Raw genomic sequence first — 15,386 nt, 5'->3', positions numbered from 1 at the left:
ATGAACCCTGCAACCAAACTGCCCGGAGACGTCGGCCCGATCCATTTTGTGGGGATCGGCGGCATCGGCATGTCGGGCATCGCCGAGGTGCTGCTGAACCTCGGCTATATGGTGCAGGGGTCGGACCTGAAAACTTCCAAGATCACCGGCCGGCTGGAAGAGCTGGGCGCGCGTATTTTTGTGGGCCAGAAGGCGGAAAACCTGGAGAACGCCGCGGTTGTGGTGATCTCTTCCGCCATCAAACCGGGCAATCCGGAGCTGGACGAGGCCCGTCTTCGCGGCCTGCCGGTGGTGCGCCGCGCCGATATGCTGGCGGAGCTGATGCGGCTCAAATCCAACATCGCCATTGCCGGCACTCATGGCAAGACCACCACCACCACCATGATGGCAGAGCTGATGGTGGCCGGCGGCTTTGACCCGACCATCGTCAACGGCGGCATCATTCACGCCTATGGCTCCAACGCGCGGATGGGGCAGGGCGAATGGATGGTGGTCGAGGCCGACGAGAGCGACGGCTCGTTCAACCGGCTGCCTGCGACCATCGCCGTGGTGACCAATATCGACCCCGAGCATATGGAGCATTGGGGCGACTTTGACACGTTGCGCGACGGTTTCCTGGAGTTTGTGTCAAACATTCCGTTCTACGGTATCGCCGTTTGCTGCACTGACCATCCCGAGGTGCAGGCGCTGATCGGGCGGATTTCCGACCGCCGGGTTGTGACCTATGGTTTCAACGCCCAGGCCGATGTGCGGGCCGAGAACCTGACCTACAAGGGCGGTGTGGCGCATTTTGACGTGCATCTGCAGGCCGAAGACCGGGTGATCGAGGGCTGCACCCTGCCGATGCCGGGGGATCACAATGTCTCCAACGCGCTGTCCGCCGTGGCGGTCGCGCGGCATCTGGGTATGAACAGTTCCGAAATCCGTGAGGCGCTGGCGGCCTTTGGCGGCGTGAACCGGCGTTTCACCAAGGTGGGCGAGGTGAATGGCGTCACCATCATCGACGACTACGGCCATCACCCGGTGGAGATCGCCGCGGTGCTGAAGGCGGCGCGCCAGGCCAGCGAGGGCCGGGTGATCGCAGTGCATCAGCCGCACCGCTATTCGCGCCTGTCGAACCTGTTCGACGATTTCTGCGCCTGTTTCAACGAGGCGGATGTGGTGGCGATTGCCGAAGTGTTCGCAGCAGGCGAAGACCCGATCGAGGGCGCCGGCCGCGATGATCTGGTTGCCGGGCTGATCCGCCACGGCCACCGCCACGCCCGCGCCATCCTCAGCGAAGAAGATCTGGAGCGCCTGGTGCGCGAACAGGCGCGTCCCGGTGATATGGTTGTCTGCCTGGGGGCGGGTACGATCAGCACCTGGGCCAACGGCCTGCCGGAACGGCTGGAGCAATGAGAGCAGCAAGGGCAGCAGGGTGCGCTGCCCCCCGCCGCCTGCGGCGGCGTCCCCCGGGATACTTCCGGCCAGAAGAAGATGCCCTCCAGGGACGCGCGGCATGACGCTGTCCCTGACGCTTGCCGCCGTCTGGGCGCTGACCGCCAATATCCTGGCGATGATCCCCAGCCGCGACAATCACTGGCGGCGCGCCTATGTGCTGATTGCACTGGGCATTCCGTTGCTTGGCTATGTCACCTATGAAAACGGCCCCTGGTGGGGGCTGGCGGTGCTGCTGGCAGGCATGTCGGTACTGCGCTGGCCGGTGATCTATCTGGGGCGGTGGGTAAAGCGCAGGCTGAGCCGCTGACCGGGCAGGAAATCACCGCGCGTTTACGGATTGTTTTCACAGCAAGTGCTACCTACGGAAGATTGTTTTTGTTTCCTGCTGTTGCTCCGGTGTGCGTGTTGCCGGACGTGGAGGTTGGTAGTGACCGCTGTAATTGCAATTTGGATGGCCTTTGGGGCCGTTTGGCTGATTGGCTTCTATTATCTAGCCCGGTTCAAGTGGTACCGGCTGGCGCAAGCTTTGGTGTTGCTCTGGGGGCTTATGCTGATCTGGCTGTCTTGGGACCGGTTTCACGAAAATCATGACCATGGCGCCGCGTTCACCCTTTATTTCGATGGCCATCTTGTATACGGACTGTGCGCGTTTATTGGCTGGAAGCTGGGGCGGCAAAAACGATGGCGGAGCAAACTGAAATCATCCTTCCGGCGGTTCGCGGGCGCCTTTCCTGGCAGAAACCGCTGGCGGAGCTGACCTGGCTGCGGGTGGGCGGCCCGGCGGACCATCTATTCCAGCCTGCGGATATAGACGATTTGGCAGAATTCCTGCGCCGGCTGGACCCGGCTGTGCCGGTGTTCCCGATAGGGGTGGGGTCTAACCTGATTGTGCGCGATGGCGGCATGCGCGCGGTGGTGATCCGGCTGGGCCGCGGCTTTAACGGGATTTCGGTTGACGGGGATACCGTCACCGCCGGTGCGGCGGCGCTGGATGCCCATGTCGCAAAACGTGCGGCGGATGCAGGTGTTGACCTGACCTTCCTGCGCACCATCCCCGGTTCGATCGGCGGCGCGGTGCGGATGAACGCGGGCTGTTACGGCAGCTATACTGCGGATGTGTTTGTGTCGGCCACCATCGTGACCCGCGAGGGCGAGATCCGCGAGATTACCGCGCAGGAGCTGGATTTCCAGTACCGCCAGACCGCTTTCCCAGAGGGCGCGGTGCTGGTCCATGCCACCTTGCGCGGTCCCAAGGGCGATCCAGAGGACTTGCATGCCCGGATGGAGGCACAGTTGCAAAAGCGCGATGAGAGCCAGCCGACCCGTGACCGTTCGGCCGGCTCTACCTTCCGCAATCCGGCGGGGTTTTCATCCACGGGCCGCGCCGATGACGTGCATGACCTGAAGGCCTGGAAGGTGATCGACAACGCCGGCATGCGCGGTGCAAGGCGCGGCGGTGCGCAGATGAGCGGGAAACATTCCAACTTCCTTATCAACACGGGTGGCGCAACTGCCGCAGATTTGGAAGGTCTGGGCGAAGATGTGCGGAAAAAGGTTTACGAAGATTCCGGCATCACGCTAGAGTGGGAAATCATGCGGATTGGTGATCCGCTTCCCGAACAGCTGTCCGAATAACTGGAAAACCCGAGTGCTGACAAAGGCTTCGCTTGCCGCAGCTAGAGGTGACCATAAAGCTCCGGAGGGGCGCGGGCAGCGGCAATTGATAAACGTGGTAAAAGCATCATTAACGCCCCGGTAAGATTTTGGGCGGTAGGGTGCCGAAGAGGCGGCAATTCTATGCCGATGCACAGGGTGGATGCCCAGCAGAGTCCGGGGCGGATGCCCGGCAGAATACAGGGCGGATGCCCAGCAGAATCCGGGGCAGGCTGCCCCGCAAAAAATCAGCCGGATCTAACCGGCGCAAAGACATAATGCGGGCCTGTTCCAGGCTCCAAGAAACAGGGGCGCAAAGCCCCGCATGTATTGAGGCGCTTCGTGGTGAGTAAGTCGAGCAGGACACTCCCGAAAGTCGCGGTGCTGATGGGTGGCCCGTCAGCCGAACGCGACGTATCGCTGTCCAGCGGCCGTGAATGCACGGTTGCTTTGCGCGGTGAGGGGTTCGAGGTTATTGAGATTGATGCAGGCCGGGACCTGCACGCGCGTCTGGCGGATATCAAACCGGATGTGGTGTTCAACGCGTTGCACGGGCGCTGGGGCGAGGACGGCTGCGTGCAGGGCGTGCTGGAGTGGCTGGGGCTGCCCTATACCCATTCCGGGGTGCTGGCCTCGGCGCTGGCAATGGACAAGCAGCGCTCCAAGGAAGTGTACCGCGCCGCCGGGCTGCCGGTTGTCGAAAGCGGGCTGTTTGCAAAGGCCGACGTGATGGCGGGCCATGTGATGGCGCCGCCCTATGTGGTGAAACCCAATAATGAAGGCTCAAGCGTCGGCATCTATATCGTGCATGAAGCCGCCAACGGCCCGCCGCAGCTGTCGGAGCAGATGCCTGCCGAAGTGATGGTTGAAACCTACGCGCCGGGGCGCGAGCTGACCACCACCGTGGTTGGGGACAAGGCGCTGACCGTGACCGATATCCTGACCGACGGCTGGTATGATTACGACGCCAAATACAAGCCGGGCGGATCACGCCATGTACTGCCCGCGGATCTGCCGCGGGAAATCCATGACCTGTGCCTGGAATATGCGCTGAAGGCGCATGAGGTGCTGGGCTGCCGCGGTGTGAGCCGCACAGATTTCCGCTGGGACGAGGCGCGCGGCGCCGGCGGGCTGATCCTGTTGGAGACCAACACCCAGCCCGGTATGACACCGACCTCGCTGGTGCCAGAGCAGGCCGCACATCTGGGCATGACTTTCGGCGAACTCTGCGCCTGGATGGTGGAGGATGCCTCATGCAACCGCTGAAGGGGCGCTTGCGCCGCAGTGGCGGCGGCGGCGAGGGACGGGCGGATCCGGCGCCGTCGCGGCTGAAGTACCGGCTGCAACGCTGGATGCTGACGCCGGGTATCCGGTTCGGCCTGCGCGTCGGGGTGCCGTTCTGCCTGATTTTTGCAGCCGGCAGCGCCTATCTGGCGGATGAGAGCCGCCGGGCCGCGCTGCAGGGGCTGGTCAGCGATGCCCGCGCCGCAATCGAGGAGCGGCCCGAGTTCATGGTCAATGTGATGGCGGTGGACGGGGCGGGCTTAAGCGTGGCGCAGGACATCCGCGTGGTGGTGCCGGCGGATTTTCCCGTCAGCTCCTTTGATCTGGATCTGGAGCAGATCCGCGATGTGATCACCGGGCTGGACCCGGTCAAGACTGCAAGCGTGCGGATCCGCCCCGGCGGCATCCTGCAGGTGGACGTCGAGGAACGCACGCCGGCGCTGATCTGGCGCAGCCGCGAGGGGCTGGCGCTGCTGGATGAGAATGGCATTCACGTGGCCGAGCTGGGCCGCCGCAACCTGCACCCGGACCTGCCGCTGATCGCGGGCAAGGGGGCCGGGCAACACGCGGCACAGGCGCTGCGGCTGTTTGCAGCGGCCAAGCCGCTGGGGCCGCGGCTGCGCGGGCTGGTCCGGGTGGGCGAGCGGCGCTGGGACGTGGTGCTGGACCGCAAGCAGCGGATCATGCTGCCGGCCGAGCAGCCGGTGCGGGCGCTGGAGCGGGTGCTGGCGGTAAGTGAAGTGCAGGATTTGCTGGAACGCGATGTGGCAGCGGTGGATATGCGCCTGGCTGGGCGCCCGACCGTGCGTATGACCGAAAACTCAGTGGAAAACTGGTGGCGGATCCGGCAGCTGAATGGGGGCGGGCAGTAGCATGACAGATCTCTATCAATCGCAGCGGGCGATGCGGCAGATGCGGCGCCAGGCGATGCAGCGCGGCGTGGTGGCCATTCTGGACGTGGGCAGCTCTAAAATCGCTTGCCTGGTGCTGCGGTTCGACGGCAGCGGACGGCTGAGCGAGGACGGATCCATCGGCGCCTTGGCCGGGCAGTCGGGGTTCCGGGTGATCGGGGCGGCAACCACGCGGTCGCGCGGGGTGCAGTTCGGCGAAATCAACGCCATGCAGGAAACCGAACGCGCCATCCGCACCGCAGTGCAGGCCGCACAGAAGATGGCAGAGGTGCGGGTCGATCACGTGATCGCCTGTTTCTCGGGCGCCAATCCGCGCTCATACGGGCTGGATGCCAAGCTGGATCTTGAGGGGCAGGTGGTCTCGGAGCATGAGGTGGCACAGGTGCTGGCCTCCTGCGAGGTGCCGGAATACGGCGCGGGCCGCGAGGTGATACATGCGCAGCCGGTGAACTTTGCGCTGGATAACCGGTCCGGCCTGGGGGATCCGCGCGGTCAGATGGGGCAGACGCTGGCGGTCGACATGCATATGCTGACGGTGGATGCCATCGCGGTGCAAAACCTGGTGCGCTGCATCCAGCGCTGCGATCTGGAACTGGCGGGGATTGCGTCGTCGGCCTATGCCTCGGGGTTTTCGGCACTGGTCGAGGACGAGCAGGAGCTGGGTGCTGCCTGTATCGACATGGGCGGCGGTTCCACTTCGATCTCGGTCTTTATGAAGAAGCATATGATCTACGCCGACGCGGTGCGTCTGGGTGGCGATCACATCACCAGCGACATTTCGATGGGGCTGGGGGTGCCGCTGACCAACGCGGAGCGGATCAAGACCTTTTGCGGCGGGGTGCATGCCACCGGAGCCGACGACCGCGACATGATCGATATCGGCGGTGACACCGGCGATTGGGAACATGACCGGCGCACTGTCAGCCGCGCCGAGCTGATCGGCATCATGCGGCCCCGCGTCGAAGAAATCCTGGAAGAGGTGCGGGCACGGCTGGATGCGGCGGGTTTCGAATATCTCCCCAGCCAGCAGATCGTGCTGACCGGCGGCTCCAGCCAGATCATGGGGCTGGACGGGCTGGCCAGCCGTATCCTGGGCCAGCAGGTGCGTCTGGGGCGGCCCTTGCGCGTTCACGGCCTGCCGCAATCGGCGACCGGGCCGGGCTTTGCCTCAGCCGTGGGGCTGTGCCTGTTTGCGGCCCATCCGCAGGACGAATGGTGGGACTTCGAGATGCCCGCCAGCCGTCATCCGGCGGGCACTTTGGGCCGTGCTGTGCGCTGGTTCCGGGACAACTGGTAAGCCGCTTTTCAATTCTGCCAGACGGGTCAAACAGGGCGTGACAGCGCCGGCAGGACCCGTTAGGTTGTTCTTAACGTCCGCGGCAAACGCGGCGATTCAGCAGGCCGGGCAGTGGCCAGCCACGTATCAGGAAAGATGTCTTCTGCAGAAGTGATTTTGCGGAGGCTGCAGCTGTGTTGTGTGTGGCTTGTGCTGGATCCCCCATATCTGCTAGGGACGGCGAAATACCGCGGTTTAGACCTCAGAATGAGGCCGTATTTTGTGGCACATTGTGCTTTTTGGGATGACGAAACTCCCTCTGCGCGGTAGGATTATGGTGAATAGCACAGGAAAAAGCCCTTTGCGGGAAGGGCGGGTAACACAGGCGGTATGAGCATGACGTTGAATCTTTCGATGCCCGGGCAAGAAGAGTTAAAGCCGAAGATCACGGTATTTGGTGTCGGCGGGGCCGGCGGCAACGCCGTCAACAACATGATTGCCAAGGAATTGGACGGCGTTGAATTCGTCGTGGCCAACACCGACGCGCAGGCGCTGCAGCAGGCCTCGGCCAAGAGCCGCATCCAGCTGGGTGTGAAGGTGACCGAAGGACTGGGCGCAGGCGCCCGTCCGCAGGTGGGCTCGGCTGCGGCTGAGGAAAGCATTGAGCAGATCGTCGACCATCTGGCCGGCGCGCATATGTGCTTTATCACTGCCGGCATGGGCGGCGGCACCGGCACCGGTGCGGCGCCGATCATTGCGCAGGCTGCGCGGGAACTGGGCGTTCTGACCGTCGGCGTTGTCACCAAGCCGTTCCAGTTCGAAGGCCTTAAGCGGATGCGCCAGGCTGAGGCAGGTGTCGAAAGCCTGCAGAAGGTTGTCGATACGCTGATCATCATTCCGAACCAGAACTTGTTCCGCCTGGCCAACGAGAAGACCACTTTCACCGAGGCGTTCTCGATGGCGGATGATGTGCTGTATCAGGGTGTCAAAGGCGTGACTGACCTGATGGTGCGCCCGGGCCTGATCAACCTTGACTTTGCCGACGTCCGCGCGGTGATGGACGAGATGGGCAAGGCGATGATGGGCACCGGCGAGGGCGAGGGCGAGGACCGCGCGGTCCAGGCTGCCGAAAAGGCGATTGCCAACCCGCTGCTGGACGAAATCAGCCTGCGCGGCGCGCGCGGCGTGCTGATCAACATCACCGGCTCGCACGATTTGACCCTGTTTGAACTGGACGAGGCCGCCAACCGTATCCGCGAGGAAGTGGATCCGGATGCCAACATCATTGTCGGCTCGACCCTGGACACCGGCATGGAAGGCAAGATGCGGGTCTCCGTTGTTGCCACCGGTATCGACGCGGTGGATGTGAACACCGAAATGCCGGTGCCGCGCCGTCCGATGTCGGCACCGCTGCGCCAGACTGTCAGTGTCGAAGACACCCGTCCGGCGCCGTTGGAGCTGGAAACCCCGGTTGCCCAGCCCGCAGTTGCAGCCGCAGCCCCGGAGCCTGTTCAACCCGAAGCTGCCCCGCAGTTGGAAGAGCCTTCGCTGTTCGAAGAGATGAACGCGCAGCAGGCCGCCGCGCAGGAGCAGGCTGAAGACATTTTTGAAGAGCCGGAACTGGTGGACAACGACGGCCTGCCGCCGCCGGCCTATCAGCCGCAGGTTCCGGAATTCCGTCCGCAGGCAACAGCAGCCGAGCCGCAGCCCGATGCTTTTGTGGCGCCGCGGGCACCGGCTCCGGGCACCCCGTCGCCGCAAGCGCTGGAGCGTCTGCAGGCGGCAGCGCAGCGGGTCCAGCAGCCGCGTGCGGCGGCGGCCCCGGCCGCACCGGCACCGCAGCAGCAACAGCAGCAGAATGCACAGCAGCAGCCCGACGGGCAGCGCCGCTTTGGGCTGAATTCCCTGATCCACCGGATGACCGGCACAGCCGACGCTCCGGCAGGCAAACAGCCGCCGCAGGCCGCACGCCAGCAGCCGGCCATGCAGGCTCCGGCCGCCGCAGCCCAGCAGCAACCGGTGCAGGCGCAGCAGCATGACCCGGACCAGGAACGCATCGAAATCCCCGCATTCCTGCGCCGCCAAGCAAACTGACGGATCACAAAACAGATTGCAAAAGCCGCCTTCGGGCGGCTTTTTATTTTTGCATTTCAGCCAATTGCGCGATTTTGAGCGGTGTTTTGCTTATCTGTTACAGCCATGTTTCAATCCGTTACAAAGATTGAGTTGTAGGTTTTTTTGCAAAACCTTAACTCTCGTTCGCAACACGGTCCCATGAGGCCGGAAACAGTGGAACGAGGCGCAACGTGCAGAATACGCTCAAAGCATCGGTAGCATTTGAAGGGCCCGGCCTGCATTCCGGCCAGCCTGCACGCATGGTCCTGATCCCGGCTCCGGCAGGGCATGGCATCGTCTTCAAGCGCACCGACATTGCATTGGGCAACACCCTGGTTCCGGCGCTCTGGGACCTGGTTGAGCGCAGCCCGCTGTGCACCCGGCTGATCAACACCTCCGGCGTCAGCGTTTCCACCGTGGAACACATCATGGCCGCATTGGCCGGTTGCGGCGTGCACAACGCGCTGATCGAAATCGACGGGCCGGAAGTGCCGATCGTTGACGGCTCCTCGGCACCGTTTGTGCGCGGCATCATGCAATACGGCGTACGCCGGCTGGGCGTGCCGATCATGGCATATGAAGTACTGAAGCCGGTGACGGTGGAGAAGGACGGCGCCCGTGCCACTCTGCTGCCCAGCGACCGGCTGAGCATTGAATTCCATATCGACTTTGCCGAGGCCGCCATCGGCCGTCAGAGCAAGGTTCTGGATATGCGCAACGGCAGCTTTGCACGCGAGCTGTGCGACAGCCGCACCTTCTGCCGTCAGGCAGACGTGGAAGCGATGCAGGCCAATGGTCTCGCCCTGGGCGGTGTGCCGGGCGAAAACGCCGTTGTGTTTGACGGAGAACGGGTTGAGAGCGGCGCAGGCCTGCGTCATTCGGATGAGCCTGTGCGCCACAAGATGCTGGATGCCCTTGGGGATCTGGCACTGGCTGGGGGGCCGATCTTGGGGCGGTATGTTGGCGAGCGCGCGGGGCATGCGCTGACCAACACATTGCTGCGTGCCCTGTTTGCGGAGCCGGGCGCGGTCCGGGCCGTCGCCTGCGATGCAGCGATGACCGCGCGGCTGCCGGGGCAGGGTCTGATCTGGTCGGAAATCCCGGCCGAACAGCGGCGCGTGGCATAAGGCAAAAAACCAGGAACGAGCGGCAGACTGGCCCGGGGCGTGAGTGTCCCGGGTCTTTTCCTGTGCTGAGGGCGGCAGAAGGGAGCAGGAACAGCAGGGCGGACTTGACCATTGCCCGCTTTCTCTGCCATGTGAACGCGGAAGTGGCGAAAGGCGTTTTGCACGCCATTTGAATGTGCTAGAGACGGCATAACCGGGGCGGACACCCGTAAGTTAAAGACGGTGAGGTTAGGCACTATGAACGGCATCAGGGCGGGAGCCAAAACCCTCGGCGCGGTCCTTCTGATGGCGGCCCTTGCGGGCTGCGGCGGAGACGGCGGCGCGGTCAAGAAAGGCGAGTCGCTGGAAGCCTTCACGCCCGAGCAGATCTATGGGCGCGGCGAGTTTGAGCTGGCCCAGAAACAGCCCAAGGACGCGGCCTATTACTTTTCCGAGATCGAACGCCTGTACCCCTATTCTGAATGGGCCAAGCAGGCGGTGATCATGCAGGCCTTTGCCTATCACAGCACCAAGGATTACGAGAACAGCCGCGCAGCCGCGCAGCGGTTCATCGATTTCTACCCGGCGGATGAAGATGCGGCTTATGCCCAGTATCTGCTTGCCCTCAGCTATTATGACCAGATCGACGAAGTCGGCCGCGACCAGGGCCTGACTTTCCAGGCGCTGCAGGCGCTGCGCACGGTGATCGAGGTCTATCCCGACAGCGAATATGCCACCTCGGCGATCCTGAAATTCGACCTGGCCTTTGACCATCTGGCGGGCAAGGAAATGGAGATCGGCCGCTATTATCTGCGCCGGGGCCATTACACGTCGGCCATCAACCGGTTCCGGGTGGTGGTCGAGGATTTCCAGACCACCAGCCACACAGCCGAAGCGCTGCACCGGCTGGTTGAGGGGTATTTGTCGCTGGGCCTGACCGACGAGGCGCAGACTGCGGGTGCCATTCTGGGCCATAACTTCCAGTCCACCGAATGGTATGACAGCAGCTATAAGCTGCTGACTGCAAACGGGCTTAAAATGCGGGACCGCGGCAATAACTGGCTGAGCCAGATCTACCGTCAGACGGTCAAAGGGCAGTGGTTGTAACGGCTGCTGCTGCACGGAGGCGGGGCTATGCTGCGCGCGCTTGATATCCGGGATATCCTGATCATTGATCATCTGGAGCTGAACTTTCAGCCCGGTCTCAATGTGCTGACCGGCGAGACCGGCGCCGGCAAATCCATTCTTCTGGACAGTCTGGGGTTTGTGCTGGGCTGGCGGGGCCGGGCCGAGCTGGTGCGCCAGGGCGCCGCGCAGGGCGAGGTTCTGGCCGAGTTCGACCTGGCCAAGGGCCACCCGGCGCATGCCATTCTGGAAGAGGCCGGCCTGCCCGGCGGCGAAACGCTGATCCTGCGCCGGGTGAACACGGCGGAGGGGCGCAAGACCGCTTGGGTCAACGACCGGCGCTGCTCGGGCGAGGTGCTGCGGGCGCTGTCTGAAACCCTGGTGGAGCTGCACGGCCAGCATGACGACCGGGGGCTGCTGAATCCGCGCGGGCATATGGCGCTGCTGGATCAATATGCCAATGTGCAGGGGCTGCTGGCCGCGGTGCGGGCGGCCTGGACCGGCGCGGCCAAGGCGCGCAAGACCGTCGGGGCCACGCGGGCGGCATTAGATGCGGTGCGGGCCGAGGAGGAGTTCCTGCGCCATGCGGTGGGCGAGCTGGACAAGCTGGACCCGCAACCGGGCGAAGACGATGCATTGGACACCCGCCGCCGTCAGATGCAGGCGGCAGAGCGCATCCGCGGTGACATCACCCGCGCCCATTCCCTGCTGAGCGACGGTGCCGAGGGGGCCTTGGGTGAAGCACAGCGCTGGCTTGAGGGTGTTGCCAGCCAGGAAAGCGATACCGGGCTGGAGGAACCGCTGGCGGCCCTTAGCCGCGCGATGATCGAGCTGGGCGATGCCCAGGACGGGGTTGAGCGGGTGCTGGGCTATCTGGAATTCAATCCGGGTGAGCTGGAGGACTGCGAAGAACGGCTTTTTGCCATTCGCGGCCTGGCGCGCAAGCATGATGTGCAGGCGGATGAGCTGGCCGGCTATGCCGAAACCCTGCGCAGCAAGCTGGCGGCACTGGATGCCGGCGATCAGGACTTGGCCGATCAGGAGGCCGCATTGAAGGCCGCCGAGGCGGCCTATACCCAAGCCGCAGAACAACTGAGTGCCGCCCGCCGGGAAAGCGCTGCGGCGCTGGATCAGGCGGTGATGGCGGAACTGGCGCCGCTCAAGATGGAACGGGCGGTGTTTGAAACCCGCATTTCCAGCTGCGCACCGGGGCCCGAGGGCATTGACGCGGTGGCCTTTACCGTTGCCACCAATCCGGGCGCCCCGGCAGGGGCCTTGAACAAGATCGCCTCGGGCGGGGAACTCAGCCGGTTTTTGCTGGCATTGAAGGTCTGCCTGCGCGGCGAGGATGTCAGCAAGACCTTGATTTTCGATGAAATTGACCGCGGTGTCGGCGGTGCGACTGCGGATGCCGTGGGCCGCCGCCTGCGCAGTCTGGCGGCCAGCGGCCAGGTGCTGGTGGTGACCCATTCGCCGCAAGTGGCAGCGCTTGGCGGCCATCACTGGCAGGTGCGCAAACAGGTGGTGGACGGCATGACCCTGTCGCAGGTGGTGCCGCTGGCCGATACTGCGCGGGTGGATGAGCTTGCCCGTATGGTGTCGGGTGATACTATCACCGAAGAAGCCCGCGCTGCCGCCCGTGCATTGCTGGCCGGGTGACCAGCCGGATTACTGCGGCCGGAAAACTGTTGCGGGTGAGGGTTCTTTAACTGGCTTATGACAGTTGTAGGCTATTAAATAAGAAAAGACCCGCTGACAGGTTATGGTAGAAGAAATCCGTTCATCGCTTTCCTCAATTTCTGTGCAATGGCTGGCTGGCCTGAAAGACATCTGGCGGGTGCTGCGCCATCGCGGCCCCAGCCAGTTCCAGTTCTGGCTGATCGCCCTGCTGATCGGCGTCGCTGCCGGTTTTGCCGCGCTATTCTTCCGCAAGGGGATCTCGGCATTGCAGGCCTGGGTCTATGGCGCGCCGGATCTTGATTATCTGCATTCCCATGCGCAAGAGCTTCCCTGGTATGCGCTGGTCGCCATTGCCGCCGGCGGCGGGCTGGTGGTCGGCCTGATCCTGGACCGTTTTACGCCGGACGGGCGGGTGCGCTCGGTTGCGGATGTGATCGAAGGCGCCGCACTGCATGACGGCAGGGTCGAGCACAAAGAGGGGCTGGCCTCGGCGCTGGCGTCTTTCATTACGCTGTCCACTGGCGGATCCACGGGCCGGGAAGGGCCGGTGGTGCATATGGCGGGGGTGATCTCCACCTGGGTCAGCAACCGGATCAACGCTGATGGCATTACCGGGCGCGATTTGCTCGGTTGCGCTGTGGCGGCGGGCGTCTCTGCCAGTTTCAACGCGCCGATTGCTGGTGCGCTGTTTGCGATGGAGGTGGTGCTGCGGCATTTCTCGGTCAACGCCTTTGCGCCGATCGTGGTGGCCTCGGTTGCCGGAACAGTGATCAACCGGCTGGAGTACGGCGATGTCACCGAATTCACCCTGAACACCCCCGGTGCGCTGCAGTTCTATGTGGAGCTGCCGGCCTTTCTGATCCTGGGCCTGATTTGCGGCCTGGTGGCGGTGGCGCTGATGAGGGCGATCTTCTTTGCCGACAAAGTGGGCAACACTGTGCAAGAGCGGCTGCATCTGCCGCGCTGGCTGCGGCCTGCGGTCTCCGGCGCGATGCTGGGGGTGATTGCTGTCTGGTATCCGCATATCATCGGTGTCGGTTATGAAACCACCGTGCTGGCGCTGACCGGCGGGCTGCTGCTGGGGCAGGCGGTGATTTTCACCGCAGTCAAAACCGCCGCCGTGGCGATCACCATGGGCGGACGTATGGGCGGCGGGGTGTTTTCGCCGTCGCTGATGATCGGCGCGCTGACCGGCCTGGCCTTTGGCTTGATCGCAACTGCGGTGCTGCCGGATGTGTCAGGCACCCACACCCTTTATGCCTTTGCCGGCATGGGCGCTGTTGCCGCTGCAGTGCTGGGGGCGCCGATTTCAACCACCTTGATTGTGTTTGAGCTGACCGGCGACTGGCAGATCGGCCTGGCGGTGATGGTGTCGGTGTCGATGTCCACCGCACTGGCCTCGCGGCTGGTGGACCGCTCTTTCTTCCTGACCCAGCTTGAAAAGCGCAATATTCATTGCGCCGCCGGACCGCAGGCCTATTTGCTGGCACTGATCCGCGCCGGTGCGGTGATGCGTCCGATGGGCGACGGCCGCTGTGCGCCGCTGGAGGACTGCCAGGCGCTGGTTGAGGAAGGGCTGTGCATCCGCGCCTCCGCGTCTCTGGAGGCTGCTATGCCGGTGTTCGACCGGGCGGAAGCGGCCTTTCTTCCAGTGATGATGGAGGAGGGCGGGACGGAGGAAATCATCGGCGCGCTGTACCATGTAGATGCGTTAAAGGCCTACAACCGTGCCTTGGCTGCAACCGCAGCGGAGGAGCACAGATAAGCGGGACCGGGCTGTTGTGTCTCTGATCACCGCATCCCGACCGGTGCATCCCTCGTCTGTTACGGGGAAAAACACAGATTCCGTCCCCAAATCTGTGCGATATCGGTGACACGTAAAGGTAAAGTTAAAAACCCCATTGCCCTGCAATGGCGCCTGAACCAACACTGTAAGCGGATTATTGCTTAGCTTACTCAAACGGTAGGGAATCATGCGCAATTTCGAAATCGGCTCGCAAGAGGCTGGTGCGAACAACAAGGCAGACGAACGGGCAAACGAACGGGCAGCGCTGGAAGCAGTGATCAACTATGCGATCCAATGCGCCCGCGAAACGGACATTCTTGGCGCAGGTGAGGCGCTGGAGGAAGCCAGGCTGAACCTCAGCCGCGCCGTTTTGGCCTGAACCTCGGTGTTTGCAGCACAATAGCTGCCCCAGCGGCTCCGGCTCCTGTTGCGAAACCGGGCCGGCTGTTGCTGCAACGGGCATCTGGCCGCGGGAACGGGTTCCCCGCAAACGTAAAACACCGGCGCCAGGGCACCGGTGGGGGATTTTTTAGGGGGCGTTCTGCTCCTGCGGCCCGGGTGCGGCGCGTTCAGTGAAACGGCCCCGCAACCCGGATAACCGGCTTAGACTTGTTCAACCTTGACAGAATCGCTCAGCACGAATGCCAGGCAGCCCTTGATTTCAGCCGCCGCTTCCTCTGGGTCTTCATAGCTCCACGCCGCGTTTTCGGTGACAGACGACTTGTTGGCGATCGAAAAATAGCTGGCCTCGCCCTTGTGCTGGCACTGGGCGGTCTTGCTGGTGCGGTCCAGGAAGGCCATGGCGATGTCTTCGCGCGGGAAATAGATGACCGGATCCATATCGCCCTCTGTCAGCTCCAAAGCATTAGAGCTTTCTCCCAGTACAGCGCCGCCGGAGCGGACGGTCCAGGTGCCTTCGGCCTTGCGGATACGGATAGTGGTCATGCGTGTTTTTCCATTCTCTTCGTGCGTGTCGTCGTTGGTTCAGTCTATGTAGCAGCCTATGTAAC

14 protein-coding genes are annotated in these 15,386 nt (G+C 63.4%); 13 read left to right on the top strand and 1 reads right to left on the bottom strand.

Translation table 11 applies throughout. The features are described from left to right. The 13 genes from murC to K3724_RS13395 all read left to right on the top strand — a co-directional run bounded on the left by murC (position 1) and on the right by K3724_RS13395 (position 14,755). Entirely contained in the window at positions 1 to 1,398 is a 1,398-nt protein-coding gene (murC, locus tag K3724_RS13455; protein WP_259985823.1) for a UDP-N-acetylmuramate--L-alanine ligase, read from the top strand. 100 nt (positions 1,399 to 1,498) lie between these two features. Further along, positions 1,499 to 1,747 carry a DUF2484 family protein gene (locus tag K3724_RS13450; RefSeq protein WP_259985821.1) on the top strand — a complete coding sequence of 83 codons (249 nt, stop codon included), beginning with the start codon at positions 1,499 to 1,501 and terminating at the stop codon, positions 1,745 to 1,747. A gap of 120 nt (positions 1,748 to 1,867) precedes the next feature. Beyond that, a complete protein-coding gene (locus tag K3724_RS13445) occupies positions 1,868 to 2,197 on the top strand; it encodes a hypothetical protein (RefSeq protein ID WP_259985819.1) in 330 nt (109 codons plus the stop codon). Further along, positions 2,122 to 3,075 (top strand): UDP-N-acetylmuramate dehydrogenase, encoded by a 954-nt coding sequence (gene murB / locus K3724_RS13440; RefSeq protein WP_259985817.1) that lies wholly within the window; start codon positions 2,122 to 2,124, stop codon positions 3,073 to 3,075. Before K3724_RS13445 ends, murB begins: the two co-directional genes overlap by 76 nt. Positions 3,076 to 3,438: 363 nt before the next feature. Continuing rightward, on the top strand, positions 3,439 to 4,359 hold the full coding sequence (locus K3724_RS13435) for a D-alanine--D-alanine ligase (RefSeq protein WP_259985815.1): 921 nt from the start codon (positions 3,439 to 3,441) through the stop codon (positions 4,357 to 4,359). Then, positions 4,347 to 5,249 carry a cell division protein FtsQ/DivIB gene (locus tag K3724_RS13430; protein WP_259985813.1) on the top strand — a complete coding sequence of 301 codons (903 nt, stop codon included), beginning with the start codon at positions 4,347 to 4,349 and terminating at the stop codon, positions 5,247 to 5,249. Before K3724_RS13435 ends, K3724_RS13430 begins: the two co-directional genes overlap by 13 nt. A gap of 1 nt (position 5,250) precedes the next feature. Continuing rightward, positions 5,251 to 6,585: a cell division protein FtsA gene (gene ftsA, locus K3724_RS13425; RefSeq protein ID WP_259985811.1), complete on the top strand. Its 1,335-nt coding sequence runs from the start codon at positions 5,251 to 5,253 to the stop codon at positions 6,583 to 6,585. Positions 6,586 to 6,960: 375 nt separating this feature from the next. Beyond that, entirely contained in the window at positions 6,961 to 8,658 is a 1,698-nt protein-coding gene (gene ftsZ, locus K3724_RS13420; RefSeq protein WP_259985809.1) for a cell division protein FtsZ, read from the top strand. Between the two features lie 212 nt (positions 8,659 to 8,870). Further along, complete coding sequence (lpxC, locus tag K3724_RS13415) at positions 8,871 to 9,806, top strand: UDP-3-O-acyl-N-acetylglucosamine deacetylase (protein WP_259985807.1); 936 nt, start codon at positions 8,871 to 8,873, stop codon at positions 9,804 to 9,806. Between the two features lie 237 nt (positions 9,807 to 10,043). Continuing rightward, positions 10,044 to 10,892, top strand: coding sequence for an outer membrane protein assembly factor BamD (locus tag K3724_RS13410; RefSeq protein ID WP_129371463.1), 849 nt, complete (start codon positions 10,044 to 10,046; stop codon positions 10,890 to 10,892). Between the two features lie 27 nt (positions 10,893 to 10,919). Beyond that, complete coding sequence (gene recN / locus K3724_RS13405; protein WP_259985804.1) at positions 10,920 to 12,569, top strand: DNA repair protein RecN; 1,650 nt, start codon at positions 10,920 to 10,922, stop codon at positions 12,567 to 12,569. A 103-nt stretch (positions 12,570 to 12,672) separates the two neighbouring features. Continuing rightward, positions 12,673 to 14,355, top strand: coding sequence for a chloride channel protein (locus K3724_RS13400; protein ID WP_259985803.1), 1,683 nt, complete (start codon positions 12,673 to 12,675; stop codon positions 14,353 to 14,355). A 208-nt stretch (positions 14,356 to 14,563) separates the two neighbouring features. Next, positions 14,564 to 14,755 carry a hypothetical protein gene (locus tag K3724_RS13395; protein ID WP_259985801.1) on the top strand — a complete coding sequence of 64 codons (192 nt, stop codon included), beginning with the start codon at positions 14,564 to 14,566 and terminating at the stop codon, positions 14,753 to 14,755. 224 nt (positions 14,756 to 14,979) lie between these two features. Here the strand turns inward: K3724_RS13395 and K3724_RS13390 are convergent, their stop codons facing one another. Next, positions 14,980 to 15,321, bottom strand: a complete 342-nt coding sequence (locus K3724_RS13390; protein WP_259985799.1) for a DUF427 domain-containing protein — start codon at positions 15,319 to 15,321, stop codon at positions 14,980 to 14,982. Between the last annotated feature and the right edge of the window lie 65 nt (positions 15,322 to 15,386).

Source organism: Leisingera sp. M658 (genome assembly GCF_025144145.1).
In the GTDB taxonomy this organism is placed as follows: Bacteria; Pseudomonadota; Alphaproteobacteria; order Rhodobacterales; family Rhodobacteraceae; genus Leisingera.
This window is presented reverse-complemented; position numbering and strand designations above follow the sequence as displayed.

Coding starts and splice junctions, on each gene's coding strand:
- murC (WP_259985823.1), top strand. CDS start 1: ATGAACCCTGCAACCAAACTGCCCGGAGACGTCGGCCCGATCCATTTT.
- K3724_RS13450 (WP_259985821.1), top strand. CDS start 1,499: ATGACGCTGTCCCTGACGCTTGCCGCCGTCTGGGCGCTGACCGCCAAT.
- murB (WP_259985817.1), top strand. CDS start 2,122: ATGGCGGAGCAAACTGAAATCATCCTTCCGGCGGTTCGCGGGCGCCTT.
- K3724_RS13430 (WP_259985813.1), top strand. CDS start 4,347: ATGCAACCGCTGAAGGGGCGCTTGCGCCGCAGTGGCGGCGGCGGCGAG.
- ftsA (WP_259985811.1), top strand. CDS start 5,251: ATGACAGATCTCTATCAATCGCAGCGGGCGATGCGGCAGATGCGGCGC.
- ftsZ (WP_259985809.1), top strand. CDS start 6,961: ATGACGTTGAATCTTTCGATGCCCGGGCAAGAAGAGTTAAAGCCGAAG.
- K3724_RS13410 (WP_129371463.1), top strand. CDS start 10,044: ATGAACGGCATCAGGGCGGGAGCCAAAACCCTCGGCGCGGTCCTTCTG.
- recN (WP_259985804.1), top strand. CDS start 10,920: ATGCTGCGCGCGCTTGATATCCGGGATATCCTGATCATTGATCATCTG.
- K3724_RS13400 (WP_259985803.1), top strand. CDS start 12,673: ATGGTAGAAGAAATCCGTTCATCGCTTTCCTCAATTTCTGTGCAATGG.
- K3724_RS13395 (WP_259985801.1), top strand. CDS start 14,564: ATGCGCAATTTCGAAATCGGCTCGCAAGAGGCTGGTGCGAACAACAAG.
- K3724_RS13390 (WP_259985799.1), bottom strand. CDS start 15,321: ATGACCACTATCCGTATCCGCAAGGCCGAAGGCACCTGGACCGTCCGC.